Source organism: Paenibacillus sp. FSL W8-0439 (genome assembly GCF_038008995.1).
Classification (GTDB): Bacteria; Bacillota; Bacilli; order Paenibacillales; family Paenibacillaceae; genus Paenibacillus; species Paenibacillus polymyxa.
Window position 1 is genome coordinate 3,267,935 of the sequence record NZ_JBBPAK010000001.1, and the last position, 19,403, is coordinate 3,287,337.

Consider the following 19,403-nt stretch of genomic DNA (forward strand, 5'->3'; position numbering starts at 1 on the left):
GGTTAATCGCATACAAAAACCCCGCATTTGCCTAAGAACGCGGGGTTTTTGTGTGTGATTATATAACAACTTCTAAATCACAGCTTGTATATGGATGTATATTTCTCTTCCAGATAGTCGGCGAGATAATCGGGATTCAGATCCTCACCTGTAATGGCTACAATCAACTCAGACGGCGTCCGACTCTTGCCGTAACGGTAAATCCGTTCAGTCAGCCATTGCTTAATCGGCTCCAGCTCACCAGCAGCAATCAGCTCATCCAGGTTCGGCAGCTCTTTGCGCAGAGTCGCCAAAATTTGCGCTGCATACATATTGCCAAGCGAGTACGAAGCAAAATAGCCAAAGTCACCACCGGACCAGTGAACGTCTTGAAGTACGCCCAGCCCATCGCTCGGGGGAAGAAGTCCCAGGTATTCTTTATATTTTGCATTCCACACCTCAGGGAGACGCTTTACATCCAGCTTTTCATTAAACAGCATTTTCTCAATTTCATAGCGGACAATAATATGTAAATTATATGTCAGCTCATCTGCTTCAATACGAATCAATGAATTTTCCACGCGGTTGACTGCCCGGTAAAATTGCTCAGCCGTGACCTTCGCCAAACGATCAGGAAAATGCTTTTGCAGATCATCGTAATACCGATCCCAGAAAGCACGACTGCGTCCGATTTTATTTTCCCACAAGCGGGACTGGGATTCATGTATCCCCATAGAGGTTCCTCCGGACAGTAGTGATCCTGCTAGCTCAGGGGCAATATTTTGTTCGTACAGTGCATGCCCTCCTTCATGCAGGGAGCTGAAAATAGCACTGGTTACATCATCTTGCAAATAATGTGTTGTTATACGCACATCACCTGGATTTAACCCTGTCGCAAATGGATGCACACTCTCATCCAAACGACCTGCGTCAAAGTCATAACCCATCTGACCTAAAATGAACAGACTGAACTTTTCCTGCTGCTTTACATCAAATACACCGTCTAAAAAGCTTTTATCCGGCTGATTGGGTGAAGCCTGAATTTTAGACAATAGGGGTACAAGGCGCTTTTTGAGACGATCAAAGACCGCATCCAGCTTTTCAACCGTCATCCCTGGCTCATATTGATCCAAAAGTGTGTCGTACTCTGTATCCTTAACCCCCCAGTAACCGATAAACTCGCGCTTCATGTCTACGATTTTAGACAAGTACGGTTCGAATCCGGCAAAGTCGCTATGTTCCTTTGCTTCCTCCCACTTGCTTTCCGCCTGAGCCGCTAAAATGCTATACTCCCGGTAGCGGTCTGCCGGAACCGAACGATTTAGGTCATAATTTTTGCGACATTCCTCTACCAGTCTGCGATCATTGTCTTCCAGTTGCTCCAGCTTGTCTTTTGCGGCAAAAAATTGCAGCAACTGCCCCATTTCATCCGAGATCATCAGCTTGAACATTTCCGTGGACAGCATGCCCAACGTCTCCGACCGGATGTCAACGCCCTTGCGTGGAGCGCCTGTCCGTAAATCCCAGTGCAGCAAGCCGACTGCTTCGCCGTAACCACTGATTTTGTGTGCAATTTCCTTTAAAGCCGTCCATTGATCCAACGTTTGTTGCTCCATAATTAGGGACACCTCTTTAACTTAAAATGGTTAAAATTTTTAGATATCTATACTTGATGATAATTATATTAAAAAGTATAATCAACACACAACATGTACGACCAGCTCCTAATACCTGGATCAAACGTTGGGCGGTACATATTAAACTTTATTAGAATCTGGAGGGAACAATCGTGGATCACATCCAAGAAATTTTAGAGTACAATCGTGTTTTCGTAGAAAACAAAGAATACGAGGCCTATAGAACAGGCAAGTTCCCTAATAAAAAAATGGTTATCATAACCTGTATGGATACGCGGCTAACGGAGTTGCTCCCCAAAGCCATGAACCTGCGTAACGGTGATGTCAAAATCATTAAAAATGCGGGTGCAATTATTTCACAGCCTTTTGGAAGTGTAATGCGTAGTGTGCTAGTCGCTCTATATGAGCTGGGAGCAGACGAAGTACTCGTTGTAGGTCATTATGAATGCGGTATGGCTGCATTGAATGCTGATCACATGGTTAATGAAATGCTTGATCGCGGAATTTCGCAGGAAGTGCTGAGTACATTGGAGAATTCAGGTATTAAGCTGAATAAATGGTTAAAAGGTTTTGACAACATTGAAGAAGGGGTACAGACTACAGTGAAGCTTATTAAAAACCATCCCCTTCTCCCTCCGAATACGCCCGTTCATGGCATGGTAATACATCCAGATACAGGAGCGTTAACACTTGTTGTTGATGGGAATAACCAGTAAACACTATATCTAGTTACCGGGGTAGTTCAGGCGCGTACATACGTGCTTAAACTACCCTGTTTCTATGAAAAAAAGCACATATACATACAGAATGCCCCCAGCTAATTTTGGCTAACCTGTGAACGACCAGTGTGAAAGTTGTCAAACCATACAGTTTCAGTGTACACTTTTTATGAAGCCGCAGATGATCTGCCGCAGAGCTGTTACAACCGTCACTAAGATGGATGAAGGAGATAAGATATATGAATTTACTATCGTATGGTCTGTTGGGGCTACTCGCCAGAGAGGAATCCTCCGGCTATGATCTGATGCTGCGTATACAGCCTTTTTGGCAGGCCAAGCACAGTCAGATCTATCCGCTACTGGCCCGTATGGAGAGCAAGGAACTGCTAGCCTCCCGATGGATTCAGCAATCCGACAAGCCTGATAAAAAAATGTATACCATTACCGACAAGGGAATCCATATGCTTCAGCAATGGTCTCAGGAAACGTTAGCTGCTCCGGTTACACGGGACGAATTAAGCCTTCGATTATTCTGTCTCTGGTTGACGGACAAAACGAGCGCCAATCGTATGCTGGAAGAACGTAAACGTTATTTTATTCAGAAAATCCAGCATCTAGAGGATATACTGAACGACATTCCCGCAGAAAATTTACACTTTGGCAGTAAGAATTTCGGTGACTATATTTTAGTGCAAAAAGGGCTTTTAAATGCTAGAGCAGGCCTGGAATGGTGCCAAATGGTGCTGCGCATGCTGCTTGCCGGTGATGTCAGAGCGGACACGAATCCGTTTTTACTTAAACCCTAAAGCTGAACGTTTTTATCAATCCGTGTATGGGATTTATGTACGTTATCGTTTAATTTTTTAAAATTTAAAATTCTTTGAAACCCTTTTCCATGCTATATCGTATTACGGGTAAGCGGTTGTTTGACCTATAACACAAATTACTAAGGGGGATTATATTTACATGAAAAAGACATTCACTTTGAAAAATATGATGATGCTGATGATGGCTTTCACCCTACTCATTGCTATGATCGCACCATCTACAGCTGATGCAAGACGTGGTGGCGGATTTAAATCCGGACCAAAATCATACCAATCTACACCAAGCAAAGCGAATGACAGCAGCGGCATCAATAAGTCTGATAGTGGAACTAAATCTAGTGCTACTACGGGCAACACAAGCAGAACCGGTGGATTCCTCGGTGGCGGTGGCGGGTTCCTCAAAGGTATGATGCTGGGCGGCTTGGCAGGTATGCTCTTTGGCGGATTGTTCGGCAACATGGGTGCATTGGGTAGCTTGCTTGGTCTGGTCGTTAACGTTCTAGCTATTTATGTTCTGATTATGGTTGGTGTAGGTATCTACCGAGCTATCAAAAATCGCCGTAGACCAGATGATTCTCGTGGAGGACGTTACTAAGTTATGATTTTAAGCATGGATGAGATTGTCAATGCCATTTGCCTGCATATGGCTGAACGCAAGGGCGTACAACCAACCGATGTGGTTGTGGAGCTAAGCTGGGATGAAGATACAGGCTATACAGCCGAAGTTCATGTCCAGGGACGCAGTCAATATCTGGTGGAAGCCAATATGATAGAAGCTATTCTGAGATATCTTCATTCCGAATACAATATTCGTGCCTATCGCGAGCAGGTCAGATTGGATCTGGATGAAGAAATTACTGCTATTGTCCAAACTTAATTAAATTGCATAGGACAATCGTACAAACTTATTTCCAAACAGAAGAACCGCTCTTTGCCTGATGGCAAGGGCGGCTCTTTTTTTCTCTTTTTTGTCTAATGGATCATCATGGTTGTATGCGGCACCCTTTCGAGCAAGCCGTTACCGTACATTTCCCGAAATGGCTGCTCTTCCATATGGATATAACCGATATAACAGCCGCATTCTTTCATCCGGCACGGACGCTGGGCGCTCAGCCCCTCCAGACCGTCTCTGTACAGGTGTCCAATCACACGGCGATCCTGATAGCAGTGTTTTACTCGTCCGTCACCTTGGACGTAAAATACATCTTCTCCCGCGCGACATGCTCCCCCCTGGCTACTATAATCCTTTAAATTCCATTGGAAATAGGGATCTATCGCAGTTAATTCGGCAACCTCGGCATCCGTATAATAATGGGGTCGGTCCTTGTAGGCGTTGACCCACATATACACTTCTTTTGGAAGTTGCGCCCGCAAAGAACGAATAGCCGGGAACGCCTGTCTCAATCCAACTGTACCGACACTATAGGAAATGCCAAGTTCAAATAGCTTCATAGCCTGCGATATAAAAGCTTGCTCTTTGGTTTCTCCAGGATGATATGTAGCCCACAGCGCAGCCGTCTCTGGATTTAGTTCTTTTGTCCAATCCAGCTTAGCCGAAAGGTTCGTCTGTACGGCCACTTTTTCCACATGCGCCATATGGGAGAACTCAATCATGGTCTTACGATACCAGGAATGAATCAAGGCTTCTCCATATGGATTTAAAAAAATGGAGAGCTGGTGCCCCAAAGCGCCCTGCTCTCGTACCCAATCAGCAAAACGTTCCAACTGCGCCCGATCCTTGTTCAACGTTTCCCGACTATCGACGTTTTTACTGAATGGGCAGTAAGGGCAAGCATAGTTGCATGAGGTCAACGAACCACGATAATATAAGGTCGCTCTCATGCGCCTACATATCCTTCCATACGCTCACGTACTGATGTGGAAATCATCCAGTCCCCAATCGCATCGGAATAGGCCATTCCTTCCTCCGTAAGTCGAAGCGTGCCCTCCTCGACCACAGCCATACCCGATTCTAGCAGCAGTGACATTCCTGTAAAATCGTCTTCCAGGGATACACCGAAGCGCTCTGCATAGGCGCATAGTTCCAATCCTTCCCGATGAAGAAGTGCCTTCAGGATAAAGCGCCGCTTACGCTCATCCGCATTTAAAATAAAGCCGTAGTCAGCCAGATCATGACGCTCCGCCGCCACATAATCCGCGATAATACTACGTGTGGCTGCTGTACTGACACCATACCGGCTGGCATAGTGTACATCGCGTGTATAAGAGCGTGCTCCGCACCCCAACCCAGCCATGCCCTCCTCCTGGCAACTATAGGGCAAAAGCTCTTTGCTGGATGTACCCTCATTTTTAGCAAAACGGCGCATGGAATATTGTACATATCCTGCCTGTTTGAGCCGTTCACGCGCTACTTCATACAAGCTAAGGCGAATATCGTGATCCAGCCCGGTATAGCCGGGCTTTAAAATCGTATTTTCACGAATATATAACGGGTAAAGAAAGATCTCTCCTGGCGAATAAGACAGAGCTTCCTCCAGAGAATACAGCCAGGTTTCCACCGTTTGACCAGGCAGACCATAGATCAGATCCACGTTGAGCAAAGGAAAATTGTATTCTACCAGCCGCTCAAGTGCTTCTCTAACAAGCTTTGGCTTCTGAGGTCGGTATATGGCGGCACTTTCTGATTCTACAAAGCTCTGGATTCCCATGCTGACACGATCTGTACCGCGGCGCTTGAGCACTTCCAGCCTATCCTCAGTTACAGTGTCTGGAGAGGTTTCAATTGAAATAGAAGCTCGCTTGGGGTCCAATCCCATAATATTTTCCGCAATGTCAAATAAACGCTCCACCAAAGGAGCCTCCAATAAGGTCGGTGTACCACCGCCAATCGCAAAACGCGAAAAAGGCCGACCCCCCATAATTGGAGCCCATTGCCGAGCTTGTCTTTCTAGCGCATCCACATACTCCTTATGCACATCCTGACGCTTGTCCGGCAAAGTGAACAGGTTACAAAATCCACAGCGAGCTGCGCAAAACGGTATATGCATATACAAAAAATAGCTTTCCAACTCTTCTTTCTCCCACAATTCCTGCAATGAGAGCGGTGTATCGAACGAACGATAGGCCGTTTTATGCGGGTAAGAATACAGATAGGAGCGATAGGGAGCTTCTCGGATCGTACGTGCCCATTCTACAGGAGTATCCGGCCACTGAAATCTAGACGTTACTAAATTAGTGTCCATTCCCGGAGAAGTCTGGGTTGCTGGGCCCATTGGATGCAGGTGATTCAGATTCATGGCTTTCATTTCTGCTCCTTCCTCGCGCTGGATTGGATTGTTGATCATTTACCAGTGCAAACTACGTTTCTTTTTGTCCTACAGTATAAATTCGCGGTAAGGCACATTCCACACTACCTCATGCGCCAGGCGATGCCCTTCGTAGCCGTCTTCCCCATAAGCTGTACCATGATCGGAAAAAGCCATGCAAAACGTCTTGCCACGCTTCCGCAAAGCATCAAACAAGCGTCCAAGTTCACCATCCACATACCGCAAAGCTGCTCGTTGAGACTCTACTGAATCTTTTGAAGAGCCCTTTACAAAATAATGATTAGGCCCATGGATGGCTGATACATTCATAAACAAAAACAAACGCTGTGCAGGGTCTGCCTTTTCCAACAGCTTCAAGGCATGATTCACCTGATGCTCTGTTGAACGAGGGTTGGTAACGCCAAAGTTCATGCGCCAGTAGCTCTCTTGAAAATATCCGGGCAGCACCTTGGCCAGCTTGTTCTTCTTCGTAAAAAAAATAACGCCGCCGATACAGATGGTCCGATAGCCCTCATTCTCCAGCCCGGACACAATGTCCGGAGCATCGAACAGCCAGGTATGTGGATGCGTACGCAGTCCCGTATCTTTTGTGTGAAACAGCCTGACATGTGAAGCCTTATCCGTATTGGCCGGAGTCGGTAAAAATCCGCCAAAAAAAGCATGGTGTGCAGCATATGTAAAGCTCCCTGGTGTATGGCGCTTTTCCCACGACCCGGAGCCGCATAAATTCGGACAGTTTTCTTCCTCCAGCTTGGCTACATCATAACGCAGGGTATCCAGCGTAATCATGACAATATCATGAGAGCCAACAATTTGATTCATATCAGTCATTATCTGTCTTTCCTTTCCAAAACTACGCACCTATTAGCAAGGTGCAACATTTCCCATTCATATGGATTCCAACCCTGATGTTCAACCCGGTACAGTAAATCACCGAACGGATTAACATCCAATACGTAGGGACGACCACCGTGAGCCGGAACAAGCACATCCAGTCCAGCAACCATCGACGCCGGAAAGACCCTCATGGCGGCTTTTGCAGTATGCTGAACCGATTCCACCGTACTTGGTGGTAGTCCGGCTTCCTCCAGCAAGAGTCGCTCATTACGCAAATGTAGATTTGTAATAGGGCTGTGGCTCAAACGTAAAACCGCATGACAAGCCTCTGATTCACACACGAGTTGACGCACATCATAAACACGTCCGTTCAAGGTCGCTTTGGGAATCCAGCGTTCCACATGTACCCCTTCCGAACATAGCCAGTTAAGGATGGCATGAATATCCTGCTTGTCTGTATAACGACGCAATCGTCCGGCATTATAGTACACTCGCTGTCCGTGTATGATCTCTGTTCCAATCGTAGTTACCGCCAGCTCTGCATGCGTTTTGGGATGTACCTGATAAGCCATGACACCAGAAGCGCCTGACCCGCAAAATATTTTCACAAATACGCGGTGAAACCCACTCTCTTTCATAGCTGCATGCAGATCAACAGCATCACGAAAAGCACCGCCTGAAGCTGTAAGCACAGGCGGGACCCTGATGTCTGCCTGGTCTAATACGGCGCTACAACGCCGTTTGTCAAACATGACGGCTACTTCCGCAGGATCGTTCATCCAGCGCGACGAAGGCCAGAGCCGATCTACTTCATGCCGCAGCCAAGCCAGCAGACGGCAATAGCCCCGGAACCATTGTGCCGGGTGCCAAATGCGACCACGCTGTTCCTGCAAACGGCGCGCTTCTGCCGCTAGTATACCTGTGCCATGTGCCCATTCCGGCCATGGCAACAGAGAATCGTCTCCCTCGGCATCCGGGGCGCCCAGAGCAATCAACTCCCGCTCTACCTCAAAGTTTTCGCCCGGTGCATCCAGACGTAGCAGCGGGCCTCTGTCCACCCGACCTTTCAGTAATTGATCAATGCTCTCTTGCAATTGGACACTGCCATTCACGCTATCTTGCGCAGCTTGTGCAGCTATCCTGACCATCAGTTCGTTCAGACTGTGTTTCTCTCGAATGGCCCCCAACACATCTGTATAGGAGACCTCCAGAGCTGACGGAAGCATTAATCTGCTTCGTGCTTCCTGCAGCCCCGTAGTTCGACGATTCCCCGAATTACCGAACAAGATAAACGGCTCGTTGACATTACTATCCCACATCTTCATCATAGAGCCGCCTCACTTTTATTCTTTTTAATTTTAAAGTCAATCCGTTTTAGAAATCCATTGGAGCAAATTACTCTGTCAGTGATGGATAGCGCCAATCATCTTCTTCATCTGCTTCTTGTTGATCTTCTACGTTCACAGATAAACCTGAGTTTTTCCAGCGCCCCATCATTTCACTAGACATATAATGATAGCTCAAATCCAGATGTTTCAGTCCTTTTATACTTTCACTACCCAGCAACGCTTCTGCTCCTTGATCAGACAAAGTACCTTGTGAGAGATCCAGCACTTCCAGTTGTCCAATCACAGGGGCATTAGCAGCAGCAATGGCAATTTCATCCTGTATCTCACTGTCTTTGAGTCCCAAGTATGTAAGTTTTGGAAAAGGATTGCTGTCCAAAAACGGTAAAATATCTTCCAGTTTACCGTCAAAACCATAATCCTCGACACCCAAATACAGCTCCAGCTTGCGCAGTTCAGGCAGTTCGGCATTACGGATTTGCTGAAGGACGCTCACAGGTAGACCGCCACAAATAATAACCAATTCTTGAAGATGATTATGGCGAAGGGGTTCCAAGCTCAGATCCTGGCTTCCTTTAATATGTAAGGATTCAAGCTTTGGAAACGCTTCTAACAGCGGGGACAGATTCGTTTGGTTAATCCATGATACCTCACACTCATCATATTCCATATCACCAATAAACAGCTTGCGCACCTTAGGAAATTGATCTTTTAGCCTCACTAACACGGGTATAAAATCATCTGGTGAATTTTCATAGGCGCCGCCCCAATCTCCAATGATCAGATCCGTAACTTGGGCACTCTCCGGCTTGGCTGCCAGTTCCTCAATAGATTTAGCCATCGTTTGGCCATTCTCATAAGCTTCATAATCTACAACCAATTTCACTTCCATCTCACAATTCCTCCGATCGCTTGTCTGAGATCTCGTAAACTATCTATTTCCAATTTAGTCTATCCTATTCTACCAATGTTCGTCAAAAAAAGTCCCAGATCGACATTAACCCTATGTAAAATGTGCAAATGAAATAAAAACAAGACAGCCCAATTGCGGGCTGCCTTGGAATGTATCCATAATAAATTTCTACTATTATAAAGAACGCAAGTTTAGAACCAAGTTATTGGGTAATTGTAATCGGTGAGTTATCGGACAGCAATGCCAGATTATTCACGATCACATTCTCTTCCTTGCTCAAGCCACTGGTAATGAGTGTTTGTGAGCCTGTCGTTTGAACAGTTTTCACTTCCTTGCGTTTCGCATGGTCGCCGCTTACTACATATACATATTCTTTACCTTGATCCTTTTGAACTGCCGCAGTAGGAACAACAATGCCTTCTTGCGCATTGGCAGCGACAAAGCTGATATCAGCCAACATGCCGGATTTCAGTTTCATGTCTGGATTGGCTACTGAGATTTTTACAGGATAACCTTTTCCGCTTGCATCCAACGGGCTTACATTTTTTACTGTACCTGTTGTTACAATGTTGGAAGCTGCAACACGAACCTGTACCTTGTCACCTGCTTTTACATTGTTGATCTGTTCCGCAGGGACATAAATCAATGTATTGACCGTACTCAGGTTAGCAATGACTAGCGCAGGAGACTGAGCGGATACCATTTCGCCCACTTCTGCATTTTTCGTACCCACAATACCGTTGATCGGTGATGTAACAACGGTGTCATCCAATGCATCCTGAGCAATGTTTACATTCAGTTGTGCCTGCTTAAGAGATTGTTGGCTAGACTGGATGCCAGCCGTATTTTGAGATACTTTAAGCTGATTCTGCGCATTGCTGTAGCCGCTGTTAGCATTACTGTAGCTATTTTTTGCTGTATCATAGCTGTTACGGGCTGTAGTTAGAGCCTTTTGAGCAGCTATCAATTGGTCTTTTGCATTAGCCTGCGCATTTTGTGCATTATTATAAGCCGCTTCCGCATTCACAACTGCGGTTTTTGCTTGTTCTAATTGTGCTTGGGTGCTCGCACCAGCATCAAACAGACTTTGTGTACGTGTTACATTCTTTTGTGCATCTGCCAAAGCTTGCTGTGTTTGTTTCACCGTATTGGCTGCCGAGGAAACACCATGTGTCGCTTGTTCTACGGCTGTAGTTGCTTGATTAATAGCCCCCTGAGCCTGATTGATTGCGCTTTGGGATTGAATCACACCGCTCTTGGACTGCACTAAGCCCGAAGTTGCTTGAACCATCGTTGATTCATGGGATGCTTGAGCGGTACTTACGCCAGCTGCTGCTGCTGCTGCTGCGGCGCGAGCTTTTGCAACATTGTTACGCATATCCTTATCGTCAAGCTTGAACAGGACCTGGCCCTTTTTAACCTCAGAACCAATATCCACAGGCAGCTCAACCACTTTACCGCCTACTTTAGGCACAATATTGACGGTTTCCGAAGGTGTTACCGTACCTGTATAAATATTTCCCTGTCCGATAATCCCCTGCTGTGCTTGACTAATTTTAACTGGAACGACCATGTCCTGAGCCGCTCCACTATTACTGGAGCAGCCTGCCAGCACTGCGCCGCCGAGGACTAAAGCCGCTAATGTACTTTCTACTCTCAATATTTTCATGATAATTCCCTTTCTTTCTGTCCGTGGAAATAATGTAAGCCATCCAGTCGATATTTTTGTATTTCTCTTTATTAAGCTTCCGGCTGTGTCTTTGCTTTCTTCCTCTGAATAAACAAAAAGATGAGTGGAATCGTGCAAAACAGCGGTATAGATGAAATGAGGAACGTATCCCCAATTCCTCTCGATGTAGCATCCAGTGTGATTAAACTACTTATGGATGACATCCATGAGCTACCCAATGTTGCTTGTAGCGTATGAGCCGAGTCCTGCGTAATGGACTCCGAAATTTGCTGGGCATGAGCAGCTGAACGGCTTTGCATAATAGCGGTCAGTACCGCAATCGCCATAGATGCAGCCACAGTACGTACAAGATTGGACGCTGTAGACGCATTGGCTACCTTGCTCGGATGAACAGCATTCATGCCGACCGTGGACAATGGCATCATGCAAATACCAATTCCCAGACCTCGTAATGCCATTACGGTTTCCAACCAGGCATGCGAAGTATCTGGCGTAAGCTGATGAAGATGATAGGTCATAAAGCTGGTTAGTGTAAGGCCTACAAGTCCCAAAGGCACAATGCCGAACTTATCAAACAGCTTCCCGGCGATAGGCATCATGGCCGCCATGGCAATGGCCTGTGGAATGAGGATAATACCAGTATCAATCGGTGACACGCGCTGAATATTTTGCAAAAACAACGGTGTAAGGAACGTTCCTCCGTACATCCCCATCATGACCAGACTGGAGGCGATAACACTAATCGTATATTTTGAATTTTTGAATAATGAAATTTCAATTACAGCATTATCCTTGCCGCTTTCTACATAGATGAGAAAGACAAGTGCCCAGAAAGAAATAAACAGCAGAGATACAATCCCAAAAGAAGTCCAGCCATCACGCTGGCCGTTTGTCAGTGCGTACAAGAGTGTTCCTGCACAGGTTGCCGCTAGTAAAAATCCTGGCAGATCAAACGGTTTCGGCGTTACCTTAGGCGGCTCCTTGATGAGAAGGATGACCATTAAAATGGCAAATAAAGCAACCGGCAGACTGACAATAAACAAGAAGCGCCAGTTAAACCATTCAATTAAGTAGCCACTCAGCGTAGGCCCTACAGCTGGTGCGGCCATTGCGGCGATCCCCCATATACCAAGGGACATCCCGATTTGTTCACGCGGCATGATTTTGTAAATAATCGTCATACTCAGCGGCATAATGACACCGCCGCCCAGACCAGCCAGTACACGCGCTGCAATCAGGGAAGAATCACTCCATGCAAAAATACATATTCCTGTTCCCAGCGAGAACACGCTGAGCGCAAGAATCAAAAACTTTTTGTACCCGATACGCTGCTCCATATATCCGGTAATCGGGACGATTACGCCAGATGCAAGCGTGTAACCTGTAATAACCCACTGAATACGTGTCGTCGTTGACCCTAAATCCGTCGTCAATCGTGGAATGGCGACGTTGATCAGACTGTTGTTCAGAATGGCGACAAAGGCGCCTAAAACGATAGCAAAAAAGGCAAGCCAGCGTTCTTTGGAAGAATCTGTCGAAGGAGCAGCAGCAGTTTCATTGGCAGCCACATGGACCCCTCCTTTTTAAGATGTATGAATTTTTACTTCCACGTTCGTCCCAGGGATAAGCTTCATGTCCTTCGGCTTGTTCACAGCAATTTCTACAGGTACACGTTGAGTCACCTTATTAAAGTTACCACTTGTGTTCACAGCAGGAACGAGCGAAAACACTGCATTGGAAGCTTCGCCCACTTTACGAACCTTACCCTGAATGACCTGATCGCCTGCTGCATCAAGCGTAATGTCAACAAGCTGTCCTGGTTTAATACGGTTAATATCGGTTTCTTCAATATTCGTGGATACATACAGGTTGTTCATATCAACCATAGTCGCTACAGCACTACCCGGTGTTCCAATTTCATGCTCTTTCGAATAAATCTTAATAACAGTTCCGTTAATCGGCGCACGCAGTACAGACTTGCTGATCATGCTTGCATCCAGTCCTGATACATCTTGCTCGGCAATCGGTTCATTGCGTTGCAGCACATCGCCTTCTTCAACATCAATGTGGCTAATCTCACCGGAGATTTGCGGCATTACCTTATACTGATCGGCTTGAATGCGCGCATCGTCACTTTTGACAAAGTGTGTTGCCTGATACCAATAATAGTAGCCAATAGCTCCACCACTCAGAATGAGCAGCACGATGAGAATCGGCAATACAGTTTTCTTACTCACTTGTTCCACCCCTGTTGTCCAAAAAATTTTTATTATTCAACGCTAATATTTTAAAATTGAAATATTAGGCCATTAAACCAAATGTAGAGCATAAATAAACACATGGCAGCAAGCCATGCACAAGACAGGACTTATTTATGTACGTAGGACAAGCTGATCCATAGTCCACAAACCGTCTTCATTATATTTAAATATTTTCATATAACTATTGTACATTGAAATATTATAGATATATTTATCTATTCAGGCAATATATATTTTCAGTTTTTTCAGAATTTTTTTTCACAAAAAAGAACCTTGTTTCCAAGGCTCTTTCATGAAAAGGGATAGTTTACATTTAAAGGTTCACACAATACTCCTAAGAGAAAAGCGTAGGTCCAACTGACCGATCCCTACAGTTTCTCGCCTCCCGCTCTTCCTTTTTGTCCTTATTCGCTCTGTTCTGCTGAGAAGCTTGCTGCCCCATACATCCCCTGCAACGACAGCGTTCTGCCGTACCATGCATATCCTCTCTGGAGTCTTTTAGTAGTCGTACGTAATCCAAAGATTGCTGTAAAGAAGCCGAACCAGGAAGAAAACGAACCTTCTTCCCTTCTAGCAGACAGTATACTTCGATAAGCTGAGGAAGAGCTCCAAATGCATAATAACAAAATACATTTGTTAAATGATGAAATGTACTAATAACGTTAGGGTTGTAGTCCACCATATACTTTTGAATCAGCAATGAATCCGCTTGTTCTGATTGTTGCCAGGCTGCCTGAATAATCAGCGAAATATCGACCTCCAACTCAGGTACCGCTGTACAAAATTGTTCATACAACATCACAGGCACCAATAAGTCATTATTTAAGGCACATATTTTTGACAACTCGCCTGACACTTTATTTTTGACATCCCAGTAATGGAACAAAGATTCAAAACTGTTCGACTGCTTAGGCCACCACTTCTCCAGCACATACTGAACAGGGACTTCTCGCCGTACCTCTACTTCCATTCCAAAGTATTCGTTCAGCGCATGCCCTATCGCATATTGAACCCTTTGCCGCCAATTCCAACCCTCACGCCCTCGTTTTCTCTGTGATTGATGGATTGACTGCGGAGTTCTCCACATCTCTTCAAGCTGATAGTCGTGCAGAAGAGGAAAGCCGCTTAAGCTATCGCTATTGCGCATACCTATCCCTCACTCTCTTCTCAGGACACTCCAATGCCAGCCTGCGCAAATTGTCTTCCGTAAGCTCGGCAATTCTCCTTCTCATCATCGAGTGGATTGAATTCAATCTTCATACTCTCCTGAATGACTGATGCGCCGCGTTCTTTGACTTTTTCCTCTACCAAGTCCACTGCGCCACAGAATTGTGTATAAGATGTATCTCCACTGCCAAATACAGCAGTCTTTTTACCAGACAGATCAAGCTCGTCTAGTTCCTCGTAAAAATCTAAAAATTCATCAGGAAGCTCACCATCTCCCCATGTATATACACCCAACAGGAATCCGTCATATGCGAGCAATTCTTGCGCGCTGCAATCATACGAAGCCTTCAACTCTGCCTCATGCCCTGCCTGACGAACACCCTCGGCGATCAATTCCGCGATTTCCTCTGTATTACCGGTCATGCTAGCATAAGCAATCATGATTTTACCCAAGTTCATCCCTCACCTTTATTTGAAATATGGGATGCTTTCACTCCCTATTAATCAAATAATATTTGATAATGATTCTCATTGTCAAATAAAAATTTTAAGCATGAAGTGTATTTTAGTAAACCTATACGCAAAAAAGTCGCATTATATGCGACTGTTCGCTATTAAAAAACTAGTTGTAAAAATATTATGTACGTACAACCAATTCTTCTTTTCATAAATAGAATGAAAATCGGGATAGTTGTACGTACAAGTGGGATTGATTTCATTTTAATATGGAAGCGCTCTAATTACAAGTGTATTCGAAAAAATATTTTCGCTCCTTCTAACTACTTACTTATTCATGGAATCATTCGATTGTTGCTAAGGTTTGTTGTACAATAGACTCCATGTGGGGATTTGCGCAGCTTGCTGCCTAAATCCCGAATTGACTGCTGAAGGATGGATTGTACATGTATGTAGCACAAGAGTGGAAAGACTATGAAGTAATGGATACAGGCGGTGGTGAAAAGCTGGAACGTTGGGGTAATATTGTCCTGCGTCGTCCCGATCCGCAAATCATATGGCCTTTGACCCAGGAAACAGCCGAATGGCGTAATGTTCATGGGCATTATCACCGCAGCTCTTCCGGGGGCGGCCAATGGGATATGAAAAAGCCTATCCCCGAGCGTTGGACGATTAGCTATGGACCGCTTAAATTCCACATTAAACCGACCAGCTTTAAGCATACTGGTCTTTTCCCAGAGCAAGCCGCCAACTGGAGCTGGATGATGGATAAAATTAAAGGCGCAGGTAGACCTATTTCCGTATTGAACCTGTTTGCATACACGGGAGGAGCCACTACTGCCGCAGCGTATGCCGGAGCCAGTGTAGTTCACGTGGATGCAGCCAAAGGTATGGTGCAGTGGGCAAAGGAAAACGTTCAATTGTCCGGTCTGGCTGACCGACCGGTACGCTTCATTACAGACGACGTGTTCAAGTTTGTGCAACGGGAACAACGTCGGGGCAACCGTTATGATGCCATTATTATGGACCCTCCTTCTTATGGACGTGGACCTAACGGAGAAACCTGGAAGCTGGAAGAAAGCTTGTATCCGTTTCTCGAATCCTGCATGAGCATCATTTCGGACCAACCCTTGTTTATGCTGATCAACTCCTACACGACAGGTATTTCACCTACTGTATTGCGTAACATGCTGAGTATGACGATGCAACAAAAGTATGGCGGACAAATTAGCGCCGGTGAAATCGGATTGCCGATCACACGCTCTGGATTGAATTTGCCTTGTGGTATTCTCGGACGCTGGGAGGCTTAATTCCTCTTATGAATCAAGATGAACTTACTCGGCAAGAGCATGCACAGCCGAATATTCCCGTCCTATATGAGGACAATCATGTCCTGGCGGTTGTAAAGCCTGTCAATGTTCCGACACAGGAGGATGCCAGCGGCGATCCCGATCTGCTGTCTTTACTCAAGGAAGATCTGAAAATCAGACACAATAAGCCTGGTAACGTCTTTTTGGGTTTAGTGCACAGGCTGGATCGACCTGTAGGTGGAGCCATGATTTTTGCTAAGACGTCCAAAGCAGCTTCTCGTTTGTCAGAATCGGTTCGAAGCCGTCATTTTCACAAGCTGTATACAGCTGTTCTGAATGGCGTTCCTGAGGCCCTCCAAGGCCGTCTAACCCATTACCTGCTTAAGGACAGCCGTACCAACACGGTCAAAACGGTTCGACCCGGCACGGCTGGTGCCAAGGAAGCCATTTTGGAATACCAGGTTGTCGGACAAGCTGCTGGACTCAGTCTTGTGAAAATTAAGCTGCATACCGGACGCTCGCACCAAATTCGTGTACAGATGCAGGCAATCGGCTGTCCCCTCTATGGGGACCAAAAATATGGCGGTAATCTGAGCCGCCTCGGTCAACAACTGGCCCTCTGGTCCTTGCTCGCTGGAGCACCGCATCCGGTCAGCAAGGAAGCAATGAGCTTCCATTCACTGCCTCCTGTCCAATTTCCTTGGAGTGAGTGGCCCTTGTCGCTTTATGATAAAATGATTACTTCGGATAATTGAGTAGACTTACCACAAAGAACCCGCACTGCATGTAAACAAACATGCAATGCGGGTTCTCTTTTTTCACAAAAATCAAATGAAAATGTATCCATGCTTATGATGAGGAAGCCATGGTCTTCCCCTTCTCGCTGTTCACCAGCTGTTGACGGGCACGAGCGTTTTGTGCATTCGTATTTTTGATAAAAAACGCCAATACCAAAGCTGTCACGCTCAATAGTGTTGCAATTATAAATGCCGAGTTAATACCGTAGATCGTAGCTTGATTGCTAGCAGCCAGCATTCCCGCTTTGTCCGTAACGTTCAGTCCCTCGGATGCAACCATCGTGGTCAAACGATTGCTGGTTTGAGTAGACATCACCGTCACTAGAATTGCTGTCCCAATCGAGCCCGAAATCATACGCAGCGTATTGCCCATCGCCGTACCATGGGCATTTAATCGTTGTGGAAGCTGATTCAGTCCGGCCGTTTGGATCGGCATCATCAGCAATGACATCCCGAACATTCGTACCGTATAATTGATTAACAATGTCATATAGGTGGTTGATTCGGTTAAACGTGTAAATTCCCAAGTCGTTACAGTCATGATCAACAACCCAATTACAGACAGCCAGCGCGCTCCAATTCGGTCAAAAATAGCCCCCGTCACAGGAGACATGACCCCCATCAGAATCGCTCCTGGTAACATTAGCATACCAGACTGGAGTGGTGTAAATCCGCGAATATTTTGCAAATAAATTGGAAGCAATATCATACCGGCGTACAGAGCCATCGTCACAATAACATTAATGATTGTCGTCAAGCTGTACACATCGTATTTAAAGATACGAAACTCCAGCATAGGCTCATCTACCTTCAGTTGTCGGACAATAAATAAAATAAGCGCAATCGTCCCGACGATGAGTGTAGACAGCACTGGAATACTCCCCCAACCCGATGTTCCAGCATCACTAAAGCCGTATAACAGCCCACCGAAACCGAGTGTAGACAAAATAACACTGAGAATGTCCAGCTTAGGCTTGGACTGCTCGGTTACATTTTTCAGAAAAATAAATCCGATCACAATCGAAATCACGGAAATCGGCAAGATGATCCAGAACAATACTCGCCAGTCATAATGCTGGACTATATAACCAGATAAGGTTGGTCCAATGGCTGGAGCAAACCCCATCGCAAGCCCCAGCGTTCCCATTGCACGGCCACGACGCTCTATTGGGTAGATGTTCAAGATAACGACCATCATTAATGGCATCATAATCCCTGCGCCCGCAGCCTGAATAAGCCGACCGATCAGCAATATACTAAAACTCGGCGCTATTGCACATAACAGCGTGCCGATTGAAAAAATAGTCATTGCACTAATAAACAATTTACGAGTAGAGAAACGGGCAATCAGGAATGCGGTCACCGGGATCAATACCCCGTTCACGAGCATAAAGCCTGTGCTAAGCCACTGAGCTATATTGGCATCTACATTCAGATCACCCATCATTTTCGGTAAAGCCACACTTATCAATGTCTGGTTTAAAATTGCAACAATTGCGCCAATCAACAGAGCGGCCACAATGGGTGCTCTGCGGACATTACCTGGTAGTGTCATTTGAGGACTGCTCAAGTTGATTCATTCCCTTCGGTGTTAATTTCATGATCATTTGTTTATGAACATCCAAGAGCAACTCTAGCTGCTCCTTCGGGATATCCAGAATTGGCAAGACGCGCTCCATCCACATGGCGTCTACCTTTTGCATTATATCTTTTCCTTCTGTCGTAAGCGTCAGTACTAAAGATCTGCGATCATGCTCATGCCGTCCGCGAGCGATATATCCCGCCTTGGTCAAGCGGTCAACCACCCCGCTCATAGAGCTGCTTCCCACATGAGCTATCTCTGCCAGCTCGGATAACCCAATATTGGGGCGTTTATTCAGAATGGCCAAAGCCATGTGCTGAATGGCCGTTAGATCCAAATGCTGCTCCTCGTTCCAGAAAGCATAAAATATCGTCTTGTTAACCTCCCTTACCGATTGAATAATCCGATACACCTCTAGTCTGTCTTCCTCTCTGTCGCTCACTAGAACCATCCTTCTTCCCCATACATATTCATTACCCATATACATAAACTAGTAACTATTTGTATACGAATTGTTATTTATTTATAACTATTATTTTATCATCTCTTATGTAAATGTCAACATTCCCCCAAACACTACCTATACTTGGGACAC

19 protein-coding genes are annotated in these 19,403 nt (G+C 45.6%); 6 read left to right on the forward strand and 13 right to left on the reverse strand.

What is annotated here, in order from left to right:
• Nucleotides 1-77: 77 nt before the first annotated feature.
• Entirely contained in the window at nt 78-1,595 is a 1,518-nt protein-coding gene (locus tag MKX36_RS13955; protein ID WP_017427606.1) for a carboxypeptidase M32, read from the reverse strand.
• Between the two features lie 173 nt (nt 1,596-1,768).
• Between MKX36_RS13955 and MKX36_RS13960 the strand changes: the two genes are divergently transcribed.
• From MKX36_RS13960 to MKX36_RS13975, 4 genes are all read left to right on the forward strand, one after another.
• The gene (locus tag MKX36_RS13960; RefSeq protein ID WP_016822107.1) at nt 1,769-2,332 is read left to right on the forward strand and encodes a beta-class carbonic anhydrase; all 564 of its coding nucleotides are present in this window, start codon (nt 1,769-1,771) and stop codon (nt 2,330-2,332) included.
• 242 nt (nt 2,333-2,574) lie between these two features.
• The gene (locus tag MKX36_RS13965) at nt 2,575-3,141 is read left to right on the forward strand and encodes a PadR family transcriptional regulator (RefSeq protein WP_016822108.1); all 567 of its coding nucleotides are present in this window, start codon (nt 2,575-2,577) and stop codon (nt 3,139-3,141) included.
• Between the two features lie 160 nt (nt 3,142-3,301).
• Nucleotides 3,302-3,757 (forward strand): hypothetical protein, encoded by a 456-nt coding sequence (locus tag MKX36_RS13970; protein ID WP_016822109.1) that lies wholly within the window; start codon nt 3,302-3,304, stop codon nt 3,755-3,757.
• A 3-nt stretch (nt 3,758-3,760) separates the two neighbouring features.
• Nucleotides 3,761-4,039, forward strand: coding sequence for a YxcD family protein (locus MKX36_RS13975; protein WP_017427605.1), 279 nt, complete (start codon nt 3,761-3,763; stop codon nt 4,037-4,039).
• A 95-nt stretch (nt 4,040-4,134) separates the two neighbouring features.
• Here the strand turns inward: MKX36_RS13975 and MKX36_RS13980 are convergent, their stop codons facing one another.
• The 10 genes from MKX36_RS13980 to MKX36_RS14025 form a co-directional block, all read right to left on the reverse strand.
• Nucleotides 4,135-5,004 (reverse strand): STM4011 family radical SAM protein, encoded by an 870-nt coding sequence (locus MKX36_RS13980; RefSeq protein ID WP_340864908.1) that lies wholly within the window; start codon nt 5,002-5,004, stop codon nt 4,135-4,137.
• Nucleotides 5,001-6,428, reverse strand: coding sequence for an STM4012 family radical SAM protein (locus tag MKX36_RS13985; RefSeq protein ID WP_257125957.1), 1,428 nt, complete (start codon nt 6,426-6,428; stop codon nt 5,001-5,003). The genes MKX36_RS13980 and MKX36_RS13985 overlap by 4 nt, the downstream gene beginning before the upstream one ends.
• 69 nt (nt 6,429-6,497) lie before the next feature.
• Complete coding sequence (locus MKX36_RS13990) at nt 6,498-7,280, reverse strand: STM4013/SEN3800 family hydrolase (protein WP_017427603.1); 783 nt, start codon at nt 7,278-7,280, stop codon at nt 6,498-6,500.
• The gene (locus MKX36_RS13995; protein ID WP_340864909.1) at nt 7,280-8,614 is read right to left on the reverse strand and encodes an STM4014 family protein; all 1,335 of its coding nucleotides are present in this window, start codon (nt 8,612-8,614) and stop codon (nt 7,280-7,282) included. The genes MKX36_RS13990 and MKX36_RS13995 overlap by 1 nt, the downstream gene beginning before the upstream one ends.
• 67 nt (nt 8,615-8,681) lie before the next feature.
• Nucleotides 8,682-9,524: an STM4015 family protein gene (locus MKX36_RS14000; protein WP_107733468.1), complete on the reverse strand. Its 843-nt coding sequence runs from the start codon at nt 9,522-9,524 to the stop codon at nt 8,682-8,684.
• Between the two features lie 223 nt (nt 9,525-9,747).
• A complete protein-coding gene (locus MKX36_RS14005) occupies nt 9,748-11,214 on the reverse strand; it encodes an efflux RND transporter periplasmic adaptor subunit (protein ID WP_107733467.1) in 1,467 nt (488 codons plus the stop codon).
• A 71-nt stretch (nt 11,215-11,285) separates the two neighbouring features.
• The gene (locus MKX36_RS14010; protein WP_016822117.1) at nt 11,286-12,803 is read right to left on the reverse strand and encodes a DHA2 family efflux MFS transporter permease subunit; all 1,518 of its coding nucleotides are present in this window, start codon (nt 12,801-12,803) and stop codon (nt 11,286-11,288) included.
• Between the two features lie 15 nt (nt 12,804-12,818).
• On the reverse strand, nt 12,819-13,472 hold the full coding sequence (locus MKX36_RS14015) for an HlyD family secretion protein (RefSeq protein WP_013371571.1): 654 nt from the start codon (nt 13,470-13,472) through the stop codon (nt 12,819-12,821).
• Between the two features lie 358 nt (nt 13,473-13,830).
• The gene (locus MKX36_RS14020) at nt 13,831-14,643 is read right to left on the reverse strand and encodes a hypothetical protein (protein ID WP_340864910.1); all 813 of its coding nucleotides are present in this window, start codon (nt 14,641-14,643) and stop codon (nt 13,831-13,833) included.
• A gap of 20 nt (nt 14,644-14,663) precedes the next feature.
• Entirely contained in the window at nt 14,664-15,122 is a 459-nt protein-coding gene (locus MKX36_RS14025) for a flavodoxin (RefSeq protein ID WP_151255612.1), read from the reverse strand.
• Nucleotides 15,123-15,565: 443 nt separating this feature from the next.
• On the opposite strand from MKX36_RS14025, the gene MKX36_RS14030 reads away from it, so the two are divergent.
• The gene (locus MKX36_RS14030; RefSeq protein ID WP_013371574.1) at nt 15,566-16,429 is read left to right on the forward strand and encodes a class I SAM-dependent methyltransferase; all 864 of its coding nucleotides are present in this window, start codon (nt 15,566-15,568) and stop codon (nt 16,427-16,429) included.
• Between the two features lie 8 nt (nt 16,430-16,437).
• Nucleotides 16,438-17,184, forward strand: coding sequence for an RluA family pseudouridine synthase (locus tag MKX36_RS14035; RefSeq protein ID WP_031461628.1), 747 nt, complete (start codon nt 16,438-16,440; stop codon nt 17,182-17,184).
• 94 nt (nt 17,185-17,278) lie between these two features.
• Here MKX36_RS14035 and MKX36_RS14040 read toward each other — a convergent pair whose 3' ends face one another.
• Together MKX36_RS14040 and MKX36_RS14045 are read right to left on the reverse strand one after the other, a co-directional pair.
• Nucleotides 17,279-18,781: a DHA2 family efflux MFS transporter permease subunit gene (locus tag MKX36_RS14040; protein WP_340866107.1), complete on the reverse strand. Its 1,503-nt coding sequence runs from the start codon at nt 18,779-18,781 to the stop codon at nt 17,279-17,281.
• Nucleotides 18,765-19,250 carry a MarR family winged helix-turn-helix transcriptional regulator gene (locus MKX36_RS14045; protein ID WP_117289604.1) on the reverse strand — a complete coding sequence of 162 codons (486 nt, stop codon included), beginning with the start codon at nt 19,248-19,250 and terminating at the stop codon, nt 18,765-18,767. Before MKX36_RS14045 ends, MKX36_RS14040 begins: the two co-directional genes overlap by 17 nt.
• Between the last annotated feature and the right edge of the window lie 153 nt (nt 19,251-19,403).

Bases quoted from the DNA above. Each gene is read 5' to 3' on its own strand.
- MKX36_RS13955 (WP_017427606.1), bottom strand. From the start codon at position 1,595: ATGGAGCAACAAACGTTGGATCAATGGACGGCTTTAAAGGAAATTGCA.
- MKX36_RS13965 (WP_016822108.1), top strand. From the start codon at position 2,575: ATGAATTTACTATCGTATGGTCTGTTGGGGCTACTCGCCAGAGAGGAA.
- MKX36_RS13970 (WP_016822109.1), top strand. From the start codon at position 3,302: ATGAAAAAGACATTCACTTTGAAAAATATGATGATGCTGATGATGGCT.
- MKX36_RS13975 (WP_017427605.1), top strand. From the start codon at position 3,761: ATGATTTTAAGCATGGATGAGATTGTCAATGCCATTTGCCTGCATATG.
- MKX36_RS13980 (WP_340864908.1), bottom strand. From the start codon at position 5,004: ATGAGAGCGACCTTATATTATCGTGGTTCGTTGACCTCATGCAACTAT.
- MKX36_RS13985 (WP_257125957.1), bottom strand. From the start codon at position 6,428: ATGAAAGCCATGAATCTGAATCACCTGCATCCAATGGGCCCAGCAACC.
- MKX36_RS13990 (WP_017427603.1), bottom strand. From the start codon at position 7,280: ATGACTGATATGAATCAAATTGTTGGCTCTCATGATATTGTCATGATT.
- MKX36_RS13995 (WP_340864909.1), bottom strand. From the start codon at position 8,614: ATGATGAAGATGTGGGATAGTAATGTCAACGAGCCGTTTATCTTGTTC.
- MKX36_RS14000 (WP_107733468.1), bottom strand. From the start codon at position 9,524: ATGGAAGTGAAATTGGTTGTAGATTATGAAGCTTATGAGAATGGCCAA.
- MKX36_RS14005 (WP_107733467.1), bottom strand. From the start codon at position 11,214: ATGAAAATATTGAGAGTAGAAAGTACATTAGCGGCTTTAGTCCTCGGC.
- MKX36_RS14020 (WP_340864910.1), bottom strand. From the start codon at position 14,643: ATGCGCAATAGCGATAGCTTAAGCGGCTTTCCTCTTCTGCACGACTAT.
- MKX36_RS14025 (WP_151255612.1), bottom strand. From the start codon at position 15,122: ATGAACTTGGGTAAAATCATGATTGCTTATGCTAGCATGACCGGTAAT.
- MKX36_RS14030 (WP_013371574.1), top strand. From the start codon at position 15,566: ATGTATGTAGCACAAGAGTGGAAAGACTATGAAGTAATGGATACAGGC.
- MKX36_RS14035 (WP_031461628.1), top strand. From the start codon at position 16,438: ATGAATCAAGATGAACTTACTCGGCAAGAGCATGCACAGCCGAATATT.
- MKX36_RS14040 (WP_340866107.1), bottom strand. From the start codon at position 18,781: ATGACACTACCAGGTAATGTCCGCAGAGCACCCATTGTGGCCGCTCTG.